The organism is Streptosporangium amethystogenes (assembly GCF_000721075.1).
GTDB classification, from domain to species: domain Bacteria; phylum Actinomycetota; class Actinomycetes; order Streptosporangiales; family Streptosporangiaceae; genus Streptosporangium; species Streptosporangium amethystogenes.
In genome coordinates this window covers 158,155-177,203 of sequence record NZ_JOEQ01000009.1, presented here as the reverse complement: position 1 = coordinate 177,203, position 19,049 = coordinate 158,155, and the positions used below count along the sequence as shown (strand labels likewise).

Here is a 19,049-nt window from a genome sequence, read left to right as displayed (position 1 = left end):
GATGACAAAGGTCGCTGGCTGGGGACGGGAATTCCGACTCTGGCACTACACCGTGAGCTATTCACAGCTGTTGTTAAGAAGCATCGATATCAACGACTCTACTAAGCGAATCGATCTACTCTTCAGTAACGTCGAGCGGATGCAGGTCAGCTCTGAATATAATCACCTCACTATCGAAGAGTTCGCTTCATCAACCGATCCAAAATTATCGGAACTCGGCCTCCAAGTACCGAAGTTTGGGAAAATATTCCTGATCAACGGCGGCCCTGACTTTGTGACTGCTACCCATTGTCAGTGGCATGAGGACGACGGTGATGCGCGTTCACCGTCGAAGTTCGGGCCCCTTCGGGGGACTGATTAGAAGACGGGCGACCGGATAGGTGGGCACATCTCTGGCGGTGGCGAACATATGAAGAGGGTCGCGAGACGGCGGTCCCCATGCGTATGTGGCTGGCTCTGTTTCCGTTAGCGTTGTCCGTCAATCTGTGAGGGCGGTTATAGGACCTCTATAATCGCCCTCTGGGCGTTGAAGACGGACGGTTGTGCTTGGGTGGTCCCCGGAGGGCTCGTAGGTCACATGCCGACCAATAACGGAGTCCCATATGCTCCGCGACCCATCGAGGTGATCTCAGCAAGATCAATACCCCTATCTGTCAGACTGCCGCGAAACACGGACGTATGAGTCCTTTTGATATGAAGCAGGGCGATATAGGACATGCGACCTATCATCGTGATCCTGAGCGATGTGGATACTCACAGGAAGCTCGTGGACCGACTGCGCCATGTCGGCTCCTACAGCGAGGGGGAGTTCTTCGATCGCCTGGAACGAGGGGGTCCAGCCCCAATTGTGGGAGAGGTCTTCGACGATGGTGAGGCCCCTGCCGGAGGTGTCCAGGGGGTCGGCCTGTCTCATTCGGGGGACGGCTATGCAGGAGTCGTAGACGTCGACGGTCATCAGCTCATTCTCTCTGGTGATCCTGATGCGGATGGCGGTTGGGTCGGGGACGGCTGATGAGCCGTATGCGATCGCGTTGGTGACGAGTTCGGAGGCCAGGAGTTCGGCGATTTCCGGGGTGTCTTCCGACGTGTTCCAGTCGGTGGCAATGTCCCGGACGAATCGGCGGGCGGAGGCCACGTTTCTCGTTTCGCGCGGTATCCATCTCTCCCCCAGCACGGCCAGGGAAGGGTCCAGCGTGTAGCGATATTCGATCAGCGCCGCGTACGCCTTGAGAGCCTCTTTTCCGGTCTCCCCTTCTTCTTTGGAATCCATATGGCCAGCGTGCCGTGACATGGCTACGCTTGGTAGTCGAACGGTTACCATCGACGAGCGTTGGGGATTCGCACGGCCGTTGTTGAATTCCGGCAAGGAGGGCATCGTGATCGACCTTTACACACCTCAGGCAATATGGGGCCGGGAGCTGAAGCACTACCGGAAAGCGGCGGGGCTCACCCAGAGCCAACTGGCCGAGAAGATCCATTTCAGCGAGTCCCTGATCAGCGGGGTGGAGACCGGCCAGCTCCCGGCCAGCCCGGAGTTCGCCGACGCCTGCGACGCGGTCCTCAACACAGGCGGCGCCCTCCGCCGCCTCCTCGACTGGCGGAAGGGGCAGGTCTTCCCCTCCTGGTTCGGAAAGTGGGCCGACAAAGAGCAGGTGGCGACGGCTCTGCGCGCATACGAACCGATCTTGATTCCCGGGCTGCTCCAGACCCCCGAGTACGCTCGCGAAGTTCTCTACAGGGACGAGACCGCCGTGCAGGCCCGCCTGGAACGCCAGGGAATATTCAGCCGGGAGAGTCCCGCGCCACCGCTCCTACGGTGCGTGATCGACGAAGCGGCAATCCATCGTCTGATCGGAAGCCCTCAGATCATGCGCGCGCAACTTGAGCACCTGACCTCGATCATCACTCCCCGTATCAGCGTGCAGGTGGTGCCACTCGGAGGCATGCGTGCGGGCCTTGAAGCGGGATTCATAATCGCTACGCTGGAAGGCGGAAGCGAGGTAGCTTACTTTGACACGGCCGTTCGCGGGCTGGTCACCAGCGACCAGGACGATATCGCAACAGCCGCAGAAAAATTCGAGGCCATTCGCATAGAGGCACTTCCATTGGACATGTCGATGGACCTCATTAAGAGAACGGCAGAGGAACGATGGACCTGAGTAACGCCAAGTGGCAGAAGTCAACCTTTACCGGTAGCAACGGCGGAAACTGCGTTGAGGTCGCGGAGCTCAAGGATGTCGTCGACGCCCCCGGCCACAAGGCCGAGCACCCCGAGCTGATCGCCGTACGCGACTCCAAGGACCCCGAAGGTCCCAAGCTCTTCTTCACCCCCGCCGAGTGGGACGCCTTCATAAACGGCGTGAAGGCCAACAAGTTCGACCGAAGCTAGAACACCGCCCCCGGCCGCCCCGACAACCGTCGCGGGCGGCCTTCACCTTCCATCCGTGAGAGCCGTTCAGCAGGAAGATCGGTCAGAGGGACACAGCAGCACACTCTCCTCGTTGCCCATGCACCATCACGTCGCGAAACGTCGGTAGCCGGATGTCGTCCGAGTGGCTGCGGAGTCACTGCCACCGCTTTAGGCTGGTGGCAGGAACGGAAAGGTGACAGCGATGACCGCTCAGCCCGTTGGCGGATACGAGACCAGGCAGCCGAGAGTGCCTCGGACCATCGGTGCGATCTCCGACGCGCTGCGTGGTGGCCGCCGGGCCCAGTTCTTCGCCGAGTTGCTGGAAGCCCAGCAAGGGCCGGAGCTGGACGGTGTCCTGAGCGCCTGGTGGGGCCGGGCGATGCTCGACACCGATCCCGACCGCGACCACGTTCACGCCGGCGCCGAGGCGGGCACGTTGCCGACATCGACCATGGAGAAGATCGTCGGTCGGCGGGAGCGCAACGTTTCGTGAGCGAGGAGGACGACCTGTGGCCGGTCCTCCCTTCCGAGATGGTGGCCGACACTCTCGCCGATCCTGCCGTGTCCGCCGAGGTGTTCTCCACGGTGGCCGCACTGACGGTGGCGATCTGTGAGAACCCGTGGCTGACTGGAAGCAATCAGCTTGGCGCCGATCCTGACTGGCGGGAGATCCTGATTGCCCACGGATACGGCATCGCCGAATATCGGATCAACAGAGACGATCACCAAGTGATCTTGACGCGGATCGTCCTGTTCTGAGGTCTCCAGCGTCTGCCACGCCACCGTTCTGACGAATTCCGAGCGGCCACAGGGCCGAGCACCCCGAAGTGATCGCCGTACGCGACTCCAAGGACCCCGAAGGCCCCAAGCTCTTCTTCACCCCCGCCGAGTGGGACGCCTTCATCAACGGCGTGAAGGCCAACGAGTTCGACCGCGGCCACCAAGGCTGAAAGCTCGACGAAGGGTTCGAACGAGCCCCACGACCACGCCCTGACGAAGACCCCGAGGTTTGGAGAGCGCGTCGTCGTTCGCCGGAAAGTGGCCTGCAAGGGGGCGGACATACCGTCACGTTCATGACTTCTGGTAAGCACCTGATCCTGGTGGCCGCGGCCACCCTCCTGCTGTCCGGGTGTGGCGGCGGGGAGGACGGCGCGCCCGTGGCGGACAGCCCGGGCGGGAACGTCCGGACGACGGCGCCGCCCGCCGAGGCGTCCTGCGACGAGGTCGCCGACAAGGTCGAGCAGCACGTACGGCAGGAGAAGGTCCGGTCGGTCACCGTGGCGGGGCAGTGCACCTCGGTGTCGATCGAGACCTCCCTGACCGACGACGAGTCGGCCACGGCCAAGGAGATCTGCGACGCTGCGGCCGAGGTCGCCTACATCGGCGACACCAACTCCATCCGCGTGCTGGGCGCCTCGGGCAGGGAACTCTCGGTGGGCATCTCCGACGCCCCCTGCCTGGCGCAGCCGTAGCATTCGCCGCCGAGGCCTCAAGCGGGTGACCCGCACCTGCCGACGGCTCATCGGCTCCGCACCGGTGAGAGAGCGGCGTACGGAAAGGCCACGACTCCCGGGATCTCTCGTGACACGAAGTTCGGACAACATCAACTAGAGCCCCGACGGGGGTATGATGCCGAAAAATGAAGTGTCAGCGATGATCATCTGACACCGAGCGAAGTGTGAGCGGAGGTCGCCGATGGACACGGGGTCATCGTTACCGGACCGAACAGTGCCCAACCGGACGAGGTCCAGCCGAACGGAGCCGAATCGGCCTGGGTCGCACCAGACAGCCACCCTCAACATCCGACCACATCAGGCAGGGTCCGACTGGGCGAGGGAGCGGTTCGGCGAGCGTGCCGACGCCGTTCGGCGGCGGCTGGCCGCCTCGCTGCTTGAGGCGATGGGCAACGCGCAGGACGCGCAGAGCTCCGCGCACAGCGACAAGCGGTACACCTACGGCTTCACCATGATGACCAGACGCTATGAGGCGCTCGCCGAGGGACTGCGTGACGAGCCGGGCTTCCGGCTGGTCAGGCCGCATGGCTCGCCGCACCACCTGGTGGTGCTCGGCGGCAACCTGCTGCTGCCGTTCCGCTACGCCGAGGACGACCGCACGCCGATCTCCGAGGCCCGGATCAGCGACGGCCGCATCTCCTCGCTGATCCGCGAGCTGTTCGACCGGTTCGGCCCCGCGACCTCCTACCACCAGGAGGAACTGGACCTGGCACTCGACGGGGGACGCGCCCAGGAGGAGCTGGACCTGTCCTCGGGGGCGGACGGTCCGGCCACGGTCCGCCCCGCGCTCACCGGGCTGCCCGACGAGACCCGGCTGGTCCCGGTCGCCTACGCGGGCAACGCGCAGGCCGGCCTGCTGCGGCTCTACTGGGGCGAGGCGGAGCTCGTCGACGAGTTCGGCAGGATCCGCTGGCTGCACCACGAGCCGATCCCGCTGCCGGCCGCCTCCGCCGGTCCCCTCAGCGGCCCGTGGGCGATGGAGCCCGGTGCCGCGTCGCGCTTCGACGGCGGTCTCCTGCCCGACCTCGCACTGAGCACACGGTCTCCGGCCGAGCGGAAGAATGGCAAGATCTTCCCCGTAGGCAGTGAGGCACCAGAGGAAACCGTGGTCACCGGCGACAATGAGCAACCGTAACCAGACCCCCCTGTTCGGCGTCGTCGAGGGCGGACCGAGCCCGCAGGCCGTCACCGACGCGTTCGACCAGGCGCGGCTGACCCAGGCGCGGCAGCTGGCGGGGATGACGAAGAAGGACCTGGCCGAGCGGATCGGCGTCACCCCCGCGGCGGTGGGCCAGTACGAGACGGGCATGACCCGTCCACGCCCCGAGCTCGTTCCCCGCCTGGCCGACGCGCTCGGCGTGCCACCGGCGTTCTTCCTGCTCGGCCGCCCGCACGGCAAGCTGGACGGGTCCATGGCGCACTTCAGGAGCCTGCGCTCCACCCGGGCCCACCAGCGCGCCAAGGCCGCGGCCTTCGTCGAGCAGGTCTGGGAGCTGGCCCACGCCCTGGAAAAGCAGGTCAGGCTGCCGGACGTGGCCCTTCCCGGTTTCTCCGGCGGCGCGGTCCACTCCGACGTCGAGTTGCCCCGCGACCCCGTCCAGGCCGCCCGTGCCCTGCGGCGGCTCTGGGGGCTGGGCACCGGCCCGCTGTCGCACGTCGTACGGCACATGGAGGCGCAGGGGATCGTCGTGGTCCTCCCGCCGCCGGACGAGGACGCCACCACGGTGGACGCCTTCTCCACCTCCCAGCTGCCGCGCCCGATCGTGGTGCTGACCGCCAACCGGTTCGACGACATCCACCGTTACCGCTTCACCGCCGCCCACGAGCTGGGCCATCTGGTGCTGCACGGCGACGCGGCCTCGGGAGACACCCAGCAGGAGCGCGAGGCCGACGTCTTCGCCGCCGAGTTCCTCACCCCGCGCGACAGCATCCTGCCCGAGTTGCCCGGCCGCCTCGACCTGCGCAGGCTGGTCGAGCTCAAGCGCACCTGGGGCGTGTCCGTCGACTCCCTGCTGTACCGCTGCCGCGAGGTCGGTCTGATCTCCGACTCGGCGGCGAGCCGCGCCTACCAGCGGCTCAAGACGCTCCGCGACCAGCCGGGCTTCGCCGCCGAACCGATCAGCGGCTATCCCGGCGAGCAGCCCGTGCTGCTGCGCCAGGCCTTCGACCTGGCCGTCGGCGAGACCGGCCTCACCATGGAGCGGCTCGCCGCCCAACTGGCCTGGCCGGTCTCCCGGGTGCGTGAGCTGCTCGACCTGCCCGACCGGCGCCCGGCGTTGCGCCTCGTACCCGACGGCCCTACTCGGCCTCGACGCGCTCCCTGATCCATTCCATGCCGTCCTGCCAGGAGGCGAACGCCTGGAGATAGCGGCCGTCACGGGCGTGAAAGGCGTGATACCTGAAGTCCCCGTCGCTGCCCGTACGGATCAGGTCATAGACGTCACCCTTGGAGCGGTACCACACGCACTCGCCGTCAGCGGGACGCGAGGGCGAGGCATAGGCGAACTCACGCGTGATGGACATGTGACGGATGCTACGGATCGACGAATCCGCAGGCAATGCCGTATCCATTTCATTCAGGGATAAAGTTCACCTTCCATCTCGGCCGGCTCGCGGGCGACCGTGACGATCGGCCGATGTCGTCGCACTCGCGGCGCCCCTTTTGCGACTCCTCCGCTCTCCGAGGGGAGCGGCTTCTCGCCAGGCCGGCGATGGACATCCCGCCGACTCTAGTGGCGCTAGACAAAAGATCCTTGACAGAGATATCGGGGCTCGCACATCTAGCGGCGCTACGGCAAGTGACCCGGCCTCCCTGCCGGAGCTTCCGAGAGTTCCTCGCGCAGCTTTTCGAGGAACCTCCTGCTCTCGACGAGGGAGTACGCCTGGACGCAGAGGCGGTCCATGACCTGCATGTAGTGGTCGGTCTCGTCGAGCTTGTCCAGGTAGAGGGCGCTGTTGAGCTGTTCCATGTAGACCACGTCGGGCAGGTCCCGCTCGGGGAAGCGCAGGATGGAGAACGGACCGCCCGCCGCGGCGTGGCCGCCCCGGTCGAACGGCATGATCTGCAGTTTGACGTTGGGCAGCTCGACGGCTTCGAGCAGGTGGTCTATCTGGGCGCGCAGCACCTGGGGCCCGCCGATGGGCCGCCGCAGCACGGCCTCGTCCATCACCGCCCAGAGCGTCGGAGCGTCCGGCCTGATCAGCCGCTTCTGACGGGCCATGCGGAGCGAGACCCGGCGGTCGACCTCGCTCGCCGAGGCGCCACCGTGCACGAGCATGATGACGGCCCGCGCGTACTCGGGGCTCTGCAGGAGGCCGGGGATGAACTGCACCTCGTAGGTCCGGACCGTCGAGGCCGCCTCTTCAAGCCCGACGTAGACCTCGAACCAGTTGGGGAGCAGGTCGTTGTACTTGTGCCACCAGCCGGGCGCGTTGGCCTGACGGACCAGTGTCAACAACGGGGCCCTCTCCTCGGTATCGGTCACCCCGTACATCGTCAGCAGATCCGCGACGTCGCGCTCCTTGAAACCGACCCGCCCGAGCTCCAGCCGGCTGATCTTGGCGTGCGAGGCGCGGATGGCATAGCCGGCCTGCTCACGGGTGATGTTCCTGGCGACGCGCAGCCTCCGCAGCTGGGCACCGAGAAGAATGCGCAGGACGGTGGGACCGCCACCCCCCGCGTAGCTGAGAACACCGCTCTGCGCGCCGCTGTCCTCGGCGGTCCCTCTGTCCATGCAGACTCCCTGTCGCACCTTCCTACGGTGCCACAGTTTCACATATACGGTGCGAATCTCGCAGTCCTGCTAGGTATGCACTTGCAATCGCATGTGCATACCTGGACAAATCTTCTTTTACACCCCATTTTCTGACTCAGGGTCCCGTATTCGAAACCTCGCCGACGCTACCTGCCCGAGGCGAGGTCGCGGGTGTCGTCGTGCGGGACACCTCGGCCGGCCGCACCACGGCGGGACAACATGCCCCGCACGATGTCGCGCGATGTCGCACGGTTCGCTCGTCTCCCCCGGCGACAGCACCCGGCTGAGGCGGCGCTCGACACAGGGCCGGCACGCCGGTTCAGCCCGGTGACCGGCAAGGCCTGTCGGCTCGCAAGGAACTCGGCCTGCTCTCCCTCTCGGCGGACGGGACCATGCGCTGAACCGACCGGCGGACCTTAACCTGCTTTTAGGGTTGGCGCAGCGTGCCGCTAATGGGGCGCCGGGCAAGCTCGGGGACATGCGAAACATTACGAAACTCACCATCGCCGCCACCGGACTTCTCGCCGTCATCGCCGGAGGCGGCGCGGTCGCCTCCGCCGGAACCCTGACCCCCACCCCTGCCCCCAGCGACACCGCGACGACGCCCGACACCGAGAGCACCCCCGCGCCCGGCGAGGCGGAGGCCAAGATCTCGCGGGACGAGGCCGTCAGGATCGCCCAGGAGAAGGTGCCCGGCGCCAAGCTCGTCGAGGTCGAGTTCGACGGCGACGAGACTCCCGCCAACTGGGAGGTCGAACTCCGCGAAGGCGATGTCGAGTACGACTTCGACGTCGACGCCACCACCGGCGCGATCCTGGAGCAGGACCAGGAGGCCGTGGACGCCGACGACAGCACCACCGACGACAAGGACGACAAGGACGACCACGACGATGACTGAGCGTGAGAAGCCCGTGGCGCCCCGGTGCCACGGGCTCCCCCACCGAAGGGCCGCGGGGCACGGTCCTCGACACCCCGCCTGCCCGTGAGGGCGGCTACGGAGAACGCGACCGTCAGCGCCGCCGCACCCGGTAGACCAGCGCCGCGAGGGCGGTGACCCCCAGGAGCCCCGCGACCAGGTACGAGGGCCGCCACCAGGAGCCGCGCTCCACGACCGCCACGGTGGTCATACCGGCGGCTGGACCCCCCGCGGGCGCCGCCGCCGGGGTGGCGGCGGGCGTGGCCGGAGTGCCGGAGACGAGATCGCCCAGGGGGACGGCCGGCGGCCGGATCGCCCCCCAGTGCTCCTGCGGCGGCTGGCCGGCGATCGACTGCCTGAACTCGCTGGGAACCGGGGCGATCTCCAGCCCTCCCGGCACGCTGAGGGTGCCGATCCGGTAGGGCGCGAACCAGCCCTGGATGGCCTCCACCTCCCATGTTCCCTTAGGCAGCGAGATCGCGGCGGCGTAGTGGGCGGGCTCCGTCAACTCCACCCCGACGAACTTGAGGCTCTTCTTCCCGTCCGTGAACCTCAGCGCGACCTCGCCCAGGTCGTCGCCCAGGTACGGGTGGGTGCCGTGCTGAAGCAGCCAGAAGCCGAGCGTGTACGTCGTGTCCGGGTCCGTCTTCGCGGGAACCGGGTCCATCACGGTGATCGCCCAGCCTCCGGCCCGCGCCGGTGCGGCCAGGGTCAGCAGGGGGACGATGAACGCCAGGAGGATAAGGATTCGTCTCATGCGGGAGGTACACCGGCCGGACCGGTCAGGTTCCCGTCACCGGGCGGGCGCGAGATCGGAGCGGTGGGCCCGGCGAAGACGGACACGGCCGGGAGTCGAGGCCGAAAGCAGGGGTATGGACAGCAGATGAGCCTTCAGGAAGAACTGCGGCAGGTCGAAGAGGATCTGGAGAGACTGCGTAACGAGGTCACCGAGATGCGCAGGCAGGTCGGAGAGCTCGGCCCCACCGACCCCGTCGAACGATCAATGATGATCAACCAGGCCGACGAGCAGGAGATCCTCGTCAGCGAGCTCGATGCCAGGCGCGAAGACCTCCTCAAGCGCCTCGGCAAGGAGTGAACGGCACGACGGGGCCCTGGCGATAAGAGACCTCTGCCTGCGGTTCGTCACATTTGGTTATCTCTGATTTCCCAGGGTAACCATAACAGCGAACCACCATCAGGGGGATGAAATGATCAGTACGCTTCACAAAATGGGCGTGAAGTCCAACGCGATGTACATCGCCGGAATCGCCTCGGTCGGCCTGTCCTTCGCGGCGTGGCTGGCATCGAGCTCGGCGGAGAAGGCGGGCATCGACCGGGCGGACCGGTGGGGGATCTTCATCGGTGAGTGGGCACCCACCTTCTTCGGGATCGGGATCGCGCTGCGCATGGAGGAGACCCGCGACGAGATGCGGCCGGCGGAGCAGGAGATGCTGCACGGCACGTATTCCGAGGGCAGAATGCCCTCGCGCGCGGGTGTCTAGGTCCTGTCCCGCGGGTCTTGCCGTGGCGAGGATCGGTCAGGTGGCGCCTCGCGGGGCGGCGGAGGGAGTCGCGGTGTGCCGCGGTGACCGACGGCAACGCGGCGAGGCATCACCAGACCGTGCCGTTGGATGATCGAAGGCGGGGCGTGTCCACCAGGACGCGCCCCGCCTTCGTGCCCGGTCCTCATTCCCGCTCCGCCCGCCGGAGGACGGGTCACGGCGCTGTGACCAGTGCCGGATGTCTCGGGTCGTCGACGCGGACGACCAGGTCGGCGACCCGCCCCGGCGCGACCTCCGCCTCGTAGCGCGCGTAGGCGGGCAGCGTCCAGCGCTCCTCGTCCGGGGTGCGCCGGGCGAGCGCGCCCGGCGAGAGCCTCAGGTGCACGGTCAGGTCGAACGGCAGTCCCCTGCCCAGCAGCAGGGGACCGGCCAGCAGCAGCACCCCACCTGGGGCGACGGTGACGTAGGGGGCGCGGGTGGCCCGATCGATCGTGCTGTCCCACAACGTGGGCAGCACCTTCCCCGACCGGCCGGGAGCGAGCGGCCCCAGAACCTCGCGGGCCAGCCCTTTGTAGTCGAACCAGTCGGTGTAGAAGGAGTCAGGATCGGTCCTGCCGTACTCGAAACGGAGCGAGGCCGGACGCAGGAAGTCGGCGGAGAGGACACGGAGCACCTCCCGGCCGCGGAGCCGGAGCGGGTCGACCAGCGCGTCGGCGAGATCCCCGGGCCGGGCCGCCGGTGCTCCGTCGAGCGCGACGCGCACCCAGGAGTCGCGGGGCTCCGCGTCCACCCGGTCCGCGACTTCCTCCACCAGTGACGACGGAGAGATCGGCGTTATGTCCACTCCACCATCCTGGCCGACACCCGACCTGTCTCCGACCGTGGATCGGCCGACAGCCATGCCCGGGTCAAGGTCGGACGTGATGCCGATCAAAAGTCGGCTTGCCCGGGTTGTCCTGCCGCTACGGGCGGTAACGATCCATATGGGATCGACGGCTCGGCCGTGACCGAGCGTCGGCCTCCCGGTCGCGCCACGTCCCTGTCGGCGTGACCCGGTAGTTGGCGTGATCTTCACGTCTTTCCGCAACCGAGATCACGGCACGTTACGCACGGAGACAGCGATGTCAGGAGGATTTCAGTGATCAAGCGCGGTAAGCCGACCAAGAACGGCCAGGTCAAGCTGACTTTCACCATAGCGGAGGGCCCGGCCAGGGGAGGGGTTTCACTGGTCGGCGACTTCAACGGCTGGGACCCCTACGCCCACCCCATGCAACGCAAGGAGAACGGCACCTACCAGGTGAGCCTGACCGTCCCCGCACGGCAGCCCATCCGTTTCCGCTATCTCGCGGACGGCGGCGTGTGGTTCGACGACGCCGACGCCGATCATCACGACGAGCACGGTGGCCGGATCAACCCGGTGGACGTCCAGGAGGCGCCGGAAGGAATCACCTCGGCGCCCAGTGTCGGCAAGCCGATGCGGCAGACGCTCACGGCGGGGCAGCCGGTCACGAACTCGGTATCCGCCTCGTAAGGTCTGGCAACCACGCATGTAACGGAGTCCCGCTCATGGGACGGACCGTTGCGCCGTCTCCGCGATCATCGGGGCGACCTGCCCCTTCCCGTCCCCGCGAGGGCGCGAAAAGGCAGGCCGCTCCGCCCGCGGACGGTGACCGGGTTCTCACGGATGACCGCCGAGCACGCCGAGGGTGTCGCGGGCGAGTTGAAGCTCCTCTCTCGGGCGGATCCCCAGTACGGGCACGGCCGCACCGGGTGCGCTGACCATCCCGTCTACGTCAAGGTCGGTGCGGGCGGGCGGCTCGACCCCGAGCAGCGCGAGCCCGCGGCAGACGGCTTCGCGGACCTCCGGCTGATCCCAGCCGATCTCCCCGGTGAAGACGAGCGCGTCCAGCCGGTCCAGGCTCGTCGTGGCCGCGGCGATCTCCCGGCTCACCCGGTACGCGAACACCTCCAGGGCCAGGGCCGCGGCGGGGTCGCCGGAGGCGACCAGTTCCCGGGTGTCGCCCGACTTCCCGTCCGAGAGTCCGAGCAGCCCCGACCGGTGTTCCAGGCCGTCGCGCAGTTCGTCGAGCGTGAGCCGGGAATCGGACAGCAGCCAGAGCAGCATGCCGGGGTCGACACTCCCCGAACGCGTGCTCATCGGCACTCCCTCCAGCGGGGTGAAGCCCATCGAGGTGTCCACGCTGCGGCCCTCGCGCACCGCGCACACCGAGGAGCCTCCGCCGAGGTGGGTCAGGACGACCTGGAGTGCGCGAACGGGCCGGTCAAGCAGTTCCGCGGCCCGCCCCAGCGCCCAGGCGTAGGACAGGCCGTGGAAGCCGTAACGGCGCAGGCCGTACCGGCTCCGCCACTGCGCGGGCAGCGCGTAGGTGGCGGCGCGGTCCGGGAGCGCGGCGTGGAAGGCGGTGTCGGGGCAGAGCACATGCGGAACGCCGGGCAGCCGGCGCCGGGCGGCCTCGACGAGCGCGAGCGCGGGCGGCACGTGCAGCGGGGCCAGGTCCGCGTACTTTCCCACCGCGTCCAGCACGTCGTCATCGACGACCGTCGGCCTCCGTACGGCCTCGCCGCCGTGTACCAGCCGGTGGCCGACCGCGGCGAGGTCGCCGTCCGGGGCGTCCGCGAGGAAGTCCCCGATCGTCCGCTCCGCCGACCCGGTGTCGGGACTCCGCTCACTGTGCTCGGTGCGCAGGACCTCGCCGTCGCGGACCAGGTGAAGCTGGAGGCTCGACGATCCCGCGTTGACGGTGAGCACTGCCAGGCCGGTGGTTCCCATTTTCCCGGCCTGCCCGGGAGCGGGACGGGCAAACGACACCTCCCGAGCCGGTCCACTTCGCGTCGGGCGCCGTCCTGACATCCGGCGGTTCACAGTCACCCGTTGAACTGTCACAAGCCACGGGCGTACGGTGGTGTCAATGGCACCAGTCCTTGCACGGCTCCCGACAGGGCGCTGTCTCCAACTGCCGTAGACAGCGGGGCGATATGACTCGGCTTTCCGTCACCGTGGACGCGCGTCCGCAGTTCTCCGTAGTGACCCTGGTCGGCGATCTGGACAAATCATCGGCTCCGCTGCTGGAGGAGAGGATCGCGGAGTTCATGAGGCGGGGCCATGTCTGCCTGGTCGTCGACACGACGGGGCTGGAATTCTGCGACTCCACGGGCATCTGGGTGCTGCTGACGAGCCTGCGGCGTGCCTACGAACGGAAGGGCTGGCTGCGTCTCGTCGGCGTGCATGGATTCCTCGGCCGCCTGCTCGATCTGACCAAACTGCGAGACGCGTTTCCCATCGCCCCCACGGTCGAGGAGTCGGTGCGTGAACTCTCCGGTGGGAGCGTCATCGTCTCCCGGTGATCGGCCCCGTGGAGCCGGGCACGCCCGCTCTCCGAGAAGAGCGGGCGGGCGGATCAGTCGCGGTAGACCAGGCGGACGAACTCCTCAAACGAGAAACGGCCGTCGCCGTCGGAGTCAGCGACCCGGTTCAGCGACCCGATGGCCTCCGCGGGCAGGTCAGGGAAGTGCCCGCGGAACTCCGCCTCCGTGATGAATCCGTCACCGTCGGCATCGATGGCCGCGAACGCCTGCCTGAGTTCCGCCAACCGCTCCTCCGTGGGCTCTGTCGACATGGTGACCCGCCTCTCTCAACAACCCGCACTTCGATCAGCAGCCAACTTACGGGAGGAGCCGCTCACACAGCTACACCGCCACATATGTCATGTTTTATTACCAAAAATCCGCTTTGCTGGCGCGGTCCCTCCGCACCCCGCACCTAGACTGCGAGCATGATTCGCCCCGCAACACCGGATGACATTCCGATGATCATCGACATGATCCACGGCCTCGCGGAGTACGAGAAGGCCCCGGATCAGGTCAAGAACACCCCGGACCTGCTCCGTGAGGCGCTTTTCCGTCCCTCCCCCAGCGTGTTCTGCCATATGGCCACCGACGGGGACAGCACCACGGGGTTCGCGATCTGGTTCGTCTCCTACTCGACCTGGACCGGCACGCACGGGGTCTACCTCGAAGATCTCTTCGTCCGCCCCGAGCACCGGCGTGGCGGGTACGGCAGGGAACTGCTCACCGAACTGGCCCGCATCTGCGTGGAGCGCGGCTACGACCGGTTCGAGTGGTCGGTGCTCGACTGGAACGCCCCCGCCATCGACTTCTACCGGTCGCTCGGCGCGGAACCACAGGACGAGTGGGACAGGTACCGGCTCGCGGGCCCCGCGCTGGAGAAGCTCGCCGCGACGGAGAGAAAGCGGTAGTCACACCGGGTCCGTCATCGCCGTCAAGACCGGCCGGAACATCGTTCCGGCCGGTCTTGACGTTTTTCGCGTGGCATTCCCCACGCCACCGGAAGCCCTCGCGTGAAAACCTCGACGGAACATGCTCAGGCTGTGAACCTTTCATCTCGCAAAACCGCCCTCAACCCCTCCGACCTGCCACGACATCCTCTTATCCGACCCCGGGAAAGGCACTTCGTTTACACCCCTGGATCGACGACCTAGAGTCCGTCTCGCGTGAGCGCCTCACCGCCATTGATCATCTACTCGTCACCCCTCGAAAGGGAGGGTAATGCTGTGAGTAAATGGCGAAGTATGGCTGTCGCCAGTGTGGCCACATTAATGACCGCACTGCTCGCCGTCGTCCTCATTCCCCAGTCGGCCTCGGCGCACGGCGCCATGATGACGCCTGGCAGCCGGACCTTTTTCTGCTGGCAGGACGGCCTGTCCCCGCAGGGGAACATCGTGCCCATCAACCCGGCCTGCTCGGCGGCGGTGGCCCAGAGCGGGGCCAACTCGCTCTACAACTGGTTCAGTGTGCTGCGCTCCGACGGCGCCGGGCGGACCCAGGGGTTCATCCCGGACGGACAGGCGTGCAGCGGCGGCAACCCCGGCTACAGCGGGTATGACCTGCCGAGCGCCGACTGGCCGGTGACGCACCTGACCTCGGGCGCGCAGATCCAGTTCAAGTACAACAAGTGGGCCGCCCACCCCGGCTGGTTCTACCTCTACATCACCAAGGACGGCTGGAACCCCAACCGGGCACTGACCTGGGGTGACCTGGAGAGCACGCCCTTCCACACCGCCGACCACCCGCAGAGCGTCGGCTCGCCGGGCACCAACGACGCCCACTACTACTGGAACGCCACACTGCCCTCGAACAAGACGGGCCGCCACATCATCTATTCGGTGTGGAAGCGCTCCGACAGTGCCGAGACGTTCTACAACTGCTCCGACGTGGTCTTCGACGGCGGCAACGGCGAGGTGACCGGCGTCGGCCGGACGGGCTCCACCCCCCAGCCGACCGTGACGCCGACCACGACACCGCCGCCGGGGAACGCCGCGTGCACCGCCTCCTACAAGACCGTCAGCTCCTGGTCGGGCGGCTTCCAGGCCGAGGTGACCGTGAGCAACCCGGGTTCCGCCGCCATCAACGGCTGGACCGCGACGTGGACGCTCGGCAGCGGCAGCACCATAAACAGCCTGTGGAACGGCACGCACACCACATCGGGGTCCACGGTCACGGCCAAGAACGCCGACTGGAACCGCACGATAGCCGCCGGAGGCTCGACCACCTTCGGGTTCACCGCCTCGGGCACCAGCGGCTCCCCGACCGTCACCTGTACCAGCCCATAACGGGATGTGGTCCCGCCGATGCCCGACGGGCACCGGCGGGACCACACGCGTTTCCCCGTCTCACCCCGCCATGTCCGTACCGGGCCCGTGTCCTCGCGGAAGGGACTCCCGTGCCGCCCACCACGAAGATCGCGCAACTGCTGGGTCTCGTCTCGCTCGGCGCGGCGGTGGCCCTGATCGCGGTGGCCTGCGCAGGCCGGACGCCGGAGGGCGGGCACACCGCGGCGCACCTCCCCTCCCCGATCCTCCGGCAGGCCACCTCGGCGCCACCGCCTTCCCCGGCCGTCCGGCGGAACGCCCCGGCCGCGCTCCCGGCCGCGGCGAAGTGCCGGGCGACGGTCACCCTGGTGGAGACGTGGCCCGGCGGCTACCGGGGCGCCGCGACGATCACCAACGACGGCGAGCAGCCGCTGGGCGGCTGGTATATCCAGTGGATGCTGCCGCGGGGGGCGACTCTCACCCAGGCGTGGAACGGCACCCACATGCAGGGCGGCCCCGTCGCGATGATCCACGCCTTGGGCGACAAGCCACCGCTGCGGCCGGGAGCGACCGCCACCGACATCGGCTTCGTGGGAGCCGCCGCCACACCCCCGACCTTCACCGAGATCACCTGCGGTTAGCGGCGCCTCGGGGCGGGCGCCCGCTGCCGGTCGGCTGAGGCCGAACGCATCCGCGAACGTCTCCACCCGGACCTCGAACCGGTGGAGATCGGCTCCCTCGCCGTGCCCCTCGCGCCGGGCGGCGGCGCGCGGCTCACCGCGGCGGGCTCCACCCCGGAAGCACCGACACCGCGGCGTGCCGGACGTCCTTCCCTCTCGACTCTTTCCGGCTCCCGCGTGATTCCCGCCTCCGGCTCTCCGACCCGCCGGGGAGGTGAGGCGGTAGCTTGGGGACCGCCATCAAGAAGGAAGAGAGATCGTGACCACGTCTATTCATCAGCGGATCGCCGAAGAGCTGGGTGTGCGCGAGCGACAGGTGCAGGCGGCGGTGGACCTGCTCGACGGCGGCGCCACCGTGCCGTTCATCGCCCGCTACCGCAAGGAAGCCACCGAGATGCTCGACGACACGCAGCTGCGCACGCTGGAGGAGAGGCTGCGCTATCTGCGGGAGCTGGAGGAGCGGCGCACCGCGATCCTGGAGTCGATCGACGGCCAGGGCAAGCTCGACGACGCCCTGCGGGCACAGATCATGGCGGCCGACTCCAAGGCCCGCCTGGAGGACATCTACCTTCCCTACAAGCCCAAGCGGCGGACCAAGGCACAGATCGCCAGGGAGGCGGGGCTCGAACCGCTCGCCGACGGCCTGCTGGCAGACCCGTCGGTCGACCCGCGGGCCGCGGCGGAGGCGTTCGTCGGCGAGGGGGTGGCCGACGCCGCCGCCGCGCTTGACGGTGCCCGCGCGATCCTGGTCGAGCGGTTCGGCGAGGACGCCGACCTGGTCGGCGAGCTGCGCGAGCGGATGTGGACGAAGGGGCGCCTGGTCGCGGCGGTCCGCGAGGGCAAGGAGACGGAGGGCGCCAAGTTCTCCGACTACTTCGACTTCGCCGAGCCGTTCACCAAGCTGCCCTCGCACCGGATCCTGGCGATGTTCCGGGGGGAGAAGGAGGAGGTCCTCACCCTCACCCTGGAGCCCGAGCCCGAGCCCACCGGCACCTATGAGGGCCGCGTCGCGCACCGCTTCGGCATCGCCGACCAGGGAAGGCCCGCCGACGCGTGGCTGGCCGACACGGTCCGCTGGGCCTGGCGCACCCGCATCCTCGTCCACCTCGGCATCGACCTGCGGACGCGCATGTGGCAGGCCGCCGAGGAGGAGGCGGTCCGCGTGTTCGCCGCGAACCTGCGCGACCTGCTGCTCGCCGCGCCCGCGGGGAGCCGCGCGACCATGGGGCTGGACCCGGGGCTGCGCACCGGTGTGAAGGTCGCGGTGGTCGACGCGACCGGCAAGGTGCTGGCCACCGACACGATCTACCCCCACGAACCACGCCGCCAGTGGGACCAGTCGCTGGCCACCCTCGCCGCGCTGGCGAAGAAGTACGACGTGGAGCTCGTCTCCATCGGCAACGGCACCGCCTCGCGCGAGACCGACAAGCTCGCGGGCGAGCTGGTGAAGCTGGTCCCCGGGCTGACCAAGGTCGTGGTGTCGGAGGCCGGGGCCTCGGTCTACTCCGCCTCGGCGTTCGCCTCGCAGGAACTGCCCGGCATGGACGTGTCGCTGCGCGGCGCCGTGTCGATCGCCCGGCGGCTCCAGGACCCGCTGGCCGAGCTGGTCAAGATCGACCCCAAGTCGATCGGCGTCGGCCAGTACCAGCACGACCTCGCCGAGACCAAGCTCTCCCGCTCCCTCGACGCCGTGGTGGAGGACTGCGTGAACGCGGTCGGCGTCGATGTCAACACCGCCTCGGCACCGCTGCTCACCCGGGTGTCGGGCATCGGCTCCGGGCTCGCCGAGAACATCGTCCAGCACCGCGACGCCAACGGCCCGTTCCGTTCCCGCAAGGCGCTGAAGGACGTGGCCAGGCTCGGCCCGAAGGCGTTCGAGCAGTGCGCGGGCTTCCTGCGCATCCGCGGCGGCGACGACCCGCTCGACACCTCCAGCGTGCACCCGGAGTCCTATCCGGTGGTGCGGCGCATCCTGCAGAGCACCGGCGGTGACATCACCACCCTGATCGGCAACGGTACGGTGCTGCGGGCCCTGCGCCCGGCGGAGTTCGTGGACGACACCTTCGGGCTGCCGACCGTCACCGACATCCTCTCCGAGTTGGAGAAGCCGGGCCGTGACCCGCGCCCGGCCTTCAAGACGGCGACCTTCAAGGAGGGCGTGGAGAAGCTCTCCGACCTCACCCCCGGCATGCTGCTGGAGGGTGTGGTCACCAACGTGGCGGCCTTCGGCGCCTTCGTCGACGTCGGCGTGCACCAGGACGGCCTGGTGCACGTGTCGGCGCTGTCGCACAACTTCGTCAAGGACCCGCGCGAGGTGGTCAAGCCCGGTGACATCGTCAGGGTGAAGGTGCTCGACGTCGACATCCCCCGCAAGCGCATCTCGCTCACCCTGCGCCTGGATGACGACATCAAGCCGTCCAGCCCGCGAGGAGCGCGCGACCAGCGCGACCAGCGCGACCAGCAGGGCGGTGGCGGTCAGCGCCAGGGCGAAGGCGGCCGGCGGGGTGGCGGGCAGAGCGGCGGGCAGGGACGTGGTGACCGGCAGGACCGTGGGGGCCGGCAGCGCAACGCGCCGAGCGGCGCGATGGCCGACGCCCTGCGCCGCGCCGGGCTCGACGGCTCCGGTGGTCGCCCCTGACCCG

The 19,049-nt window shown here is 68.1% G+C and carries 25 protein-coding genes; 18 read left to right on the top strand and 7 right to left on the bottom strand.

Translation table 11 applies throughout. From position 1 onward, the window contains the following. Position 1: 1 nt before the first annotated feature. On the top strand, positions 2-361 hold the full coding sequence (locus IG98_RS50545) for a hypothetical protein (protein WP_157594356.1): 360 nt from the start codon (positions 2-4) through the stop codon (positions 359-361). A gap of 285 nt (positions 362-646) precedes the next feature. Here the strand turns inward: IG98_RS50545 and IG98_RS0115765 are convergent, their stop codons facing one another. After that, positions 647-1,270, bottom strand: coding sequence for an ATP-binding protein (locus IG98_RS0115765; RefSeq protein WP_169750120.1), 624 nt, complete (start codon positions 1,268-1,270; stop codon positions 647-649). Positions 1,271-1,289: 19 nt separating this feature from the next. On the opposite strand from IG98_RS0115765, the gene IG98_RS0115760 reads away from it, so the two are divergent. The 8 genes from IG98_RS0115760 (at position 1,290) to IG98_RS0115720 (ending at position 6,248) form a co-directional block, all read left to right on the top strand. Continuing rightward, positions 1,290-2,159 carry a helix-turn-helix domain-containing protein gene (locus IG98_RS0115760; RefSeq protein ID WP_084195378.1) on the top strand — a complete coding sequence of 290 codons (870 nt, stop codon included), beginning with the start codon at positions 1,290-1,292 and terminating at the stop codon, positions 2,157-2,159. Beyond that, positions 2,150-2,389, top strand: a complete 240-nt coding sequence (locus IG98_RS0115755; RefSeq protein WP_030912162.1) for a DUF397 domain-containing protein — start codon at positions 2,150-2,152, stop codon at positions 2,387-2,389. The genes IG98_RS0115760 and IG98_RS0115755 overlap by 10 nt, the downstream gene beginning before the upstream one ends. A gap of 223 nt (positions 2,390-2,612) precedes the next feature. Then, positions 2,613-2,903, top strand: a complete 291-nt coding sequence (locus IG98_RS0115750; RefSeq protein WP_030912159.1) for a hypothetical protein — start codon at positions 2,613-2,615, stop codon at positions 2,901-2,903. Beyond that, complete coding sequence (locus IG98_RS0115745; protein ID WP_030912156.1) at positions 2,900-3,169, top strand: hypothetical protein; 270 nt, start codon at positions 2,900-2,902, stop codon at positions 3,167-3,169. Before IG98_RS0115750 ends, IG98_RS0115745 begins: the two co-directional genes overlap by 4 nt. A 68-nt stretch (positions 3,170-3,237) precedes the next feature. After that, complete coding sequence (locus IG98_RS48700; protein ID WP_425428044.1) at positions 3,238-3,360, top strand: DUF397 domain-containing protein; 123 nt, start codon at positions 3,238-3,240, stop codon at positions 3,358-3,360. A 123-nt stretch (positions 3,361-3,483) separates the two neighbouring features. Then, entirely contained in the window at positions 3,484-3,882 is a 399-nt protein-coding gene (locus tag IG98_RS0115735) for a hypothetical protein (protein ID WP_157594355.1), read from the top strand. 427 nt (positions 3,883-4,309) lie between these two features. Continuing rightward, positions 4,310-5,059 carry a hypothetical protein gene (locus tag IG98_RS0115725; protein WP_030912146.1) on the top strand — a complete coding sequence of 250 codons (750 nt, stop codon included), beginning with the start codon at positions 4,310-4,312 and terminating at the stop codon, positions 5,057-5,059. Beyond that, positions 5,046-6,248, top strand: a complete 1,203-nt coding sequence (locus IG98_RS0115720; RefSeq protein ID WP_084195376.1) for a helix-turn-helix domain-containing protein — start codon at positions 5,046-5,048, stop codon at positions 6,246-6,248. Before IG98_RS0115725 ends, IG98_RS0115720 begins: the two co-directional genes overlap by 14 nt. On the opposite strand, the gene IG98_RS0115715 is transcribed toward IG98_RS0115720, so the two are convergent. Then, positions 6,223-6,447 (bottom strand): hypothetical protein, encoded by a 225-nt coding sequence (locus IG98_RS0115715; protein ID WP_030912140.1) that lies wholly within the window; start codon positions 6,445-6,447, stop codon positions 6,223-6,225. The genes IG98_RS0115720 and IG98_RS0115715 overlap by 26 nt on opposite strands. 266 nt (positions 6,448-6,713) lie before the next feature. Continuing rightward, a complete protein-coding gene (locus tag IG98_RS0115710; protein ID WP_051752151.1) occupies positions 6,714-7,658 on the bottom strand; it encodes a helix-turn-helix domain-containing protein in 945 nt (314 codons plus the stop codon). Between the two features lie 499 nt (positions 7,659-8,157). On the opposite strand from IG98_RS0115710, the gene IG98_RS46905 reads away from it, so the two are divergent. Further along, entirely contained in the window at positions 8,158-8,577 is a 420-nt protein-coding gene (locus tag IG98_RS46905; protein WP_051752148.1) for a PepSY domain-containing protein, read from the top strand. 112 nt (positions 8,578-8,689) lie between these two features. Here IG98_RS46905 and IG98_RS0115700 read toward each other — a convergent pair whose 3' ends face one another. After that, on the bottom strand, positions 8,690-9,352 hold the full coding sequence (locus tag IG98_RS0115700) for a hypothetical protein (protein ID WP_030912131.1): 663 nt from the start codon (positions 9,350-9,352) through the stop codon (positions 8,690-8,692). Positions 9,353-9,478: 126 nt separating this feature from the next. Between IG98_RS0115700 and IG98_RS0115695 the strand changes: the two genes are divergently transcribed. Further along, the gene (locus tag IG98_RS0115695) at positions 9,479-9,691 is read left to right on the top strand and encodes a hypothetical protein (RefSeq protein WP_030912128.1); all 213 of its coding nucleotides are present in this window, start codon (positions 9,479-9,481) and stop codon (positions 9,689-9,691) included. 133 nt (positions 9,692-9,824) lie between these two features. After that, positions 9,825-10,097 carry a hypothetical protein gene (locus IG98_RS0115690; protein ID WP_245651578.1) on the top strand — a complete coding sequence of 91 codons (273 nt, stop codon included), beginning with the start codon at positions 9,825-9,827 and terminating at the stop codon, positions 10,095-10,097. Between the two features lie 214 nt (positions 10,098-10,311). Here IG98_RS0115690 and IG98_RS0115685 read toward each other — a convergent pair whose 3' ends face one another. Next, positions 10,312-10,941 carry a nucleoside/nucleotide kinase family protein gene (locus IG98_RS0115685; RefSeq protein WP_030912122.1) on the bottom strand — a complete coding sequence of 210 codons (630 nt, stop codon included), beginning with the start codon at positions 10,939-10,941 and terminating at the stop codon, positions 10,312-10,314. Between the two features lie 294 nt (positions 10,942-11,235). Here IG98_RS0115685 and IG98_RS50540 point away from each other — a divergent pair, with 294 nt between their 5' ends. After that, complete coding sequence (locus IG98_RS50540; RefSeq protein WP_051752146.1) at positions 11,236-11,628, top strand: isoamylase early set domain-containing protein; 393 nt, start codon at positions 11,236-11,238, stop codon at positions 11,626-11,628. Positions 11,629-11,775: 147 nt separating this feature from the next. Here IG98_RS50540 and IG98_RS0115675 read toward each other — a convergent pair whose 3' ends face one another. Further along, positions 11,776-12,888 carry an acetate/propionate family kinase gene (locus IG98_RS0115675; RefSeq protein WP_030912116.1) on the bottom strand — a complete coding sequence of 371 codons (1,113 nt, stop codon included), beginning with the start codon at positions 12,886-12,888 and terminating at the stop codon, positions 11,776-11,778. Positions 12,889-13,094: 206 nt separating this feature from the next. Between IG98_RS0115675 and IG98_RS0115670 the strand changes: the two genes are divergently transcribed. Further along, a complete protein-coding gene (locus IG98_RS0115670) occupies positions 13,095-13,463 on the top strand; it encodes an STAS domain-containing protein (RefSeq protein WP_037970398.1) in 369 nt (122 codons plus the stop codon). Positions 13,464-13,516: 53 nt separating this feature from the next. Here IG98_RS0115670 and IG98_RS0115665 read toward each other — a convergent pair whose 3' ends face one another. Beyond that, positions 13,517-13,735 (bottom strand): EF-hand domain-containing protein, encoded by a 219-nt coding sequence (locus tag IG98_RS0115665; protein ID WP_030912110.1) that lies wholly within the window; start codon positions 13,733-13,735, stop codon positions 13,517-13,519. Between the two features lie 156 nt (positions 13,736-13,891). Between IG98_RS0115665 and IG98_RS0115660 the strand changes: the two genes are divergently transcribed. The 4 genes from IG98_RS0115660 to IG98_RS0115645 all read left to right on the top strand — a co-directional run bounded on the left by IG98_RS0115660 (position 13,892) and on the right by IG98_RS0115645 (position 19,045). Continuing rightward, a complete protein-coding gene (locus tag IG98_RS0115660; RefSeq protein WP_030912106.1) occupies positions 13,892-14,374 on the top strand; it encodes a GNAT family N-acetyltransferase in 483 nt (160 codons plus the stop codon). A 360-nt stretch (positions 14,375-14,734) separates the two neighbouring features. Continuing rightward, complete coding sequence (locus tag IG98_RS0115655; protein WP_051752144.1) at positions 14,735-15,748, top strand: lytic polysaccharide monooxygenase auxiliary activity family 9 protein; 1,014 nt, start codon at positions 14,735-14,737, stop codon at positions 15,746-15,748. Between the two features lie 110 nt (positions 15,749-15,858). Then, positions 15,859-16,368, top strand: a complete 510-nt coding sequence (locus tag IG98_RS0115650) for a cellulose binding domain-containing protein (protein ID WP_030912100.1) — start codon at positions 15,859-15,861, stop codon at positions 16,366-16,368. Between the two features lie 298 nt (positions 16,369-16,666). Further along, positions 16,667-19,045, top strand: a complete 2,379-nt coding sequence (locus tag IG98_RS0115645; protein WP_030912097.1) for a Tex family protein — start codon at positions 16,667-16,669, stop codon at positions 19,043-19,045. Positions 19,046-19,049: the final 4 nt, after the last annotated feature.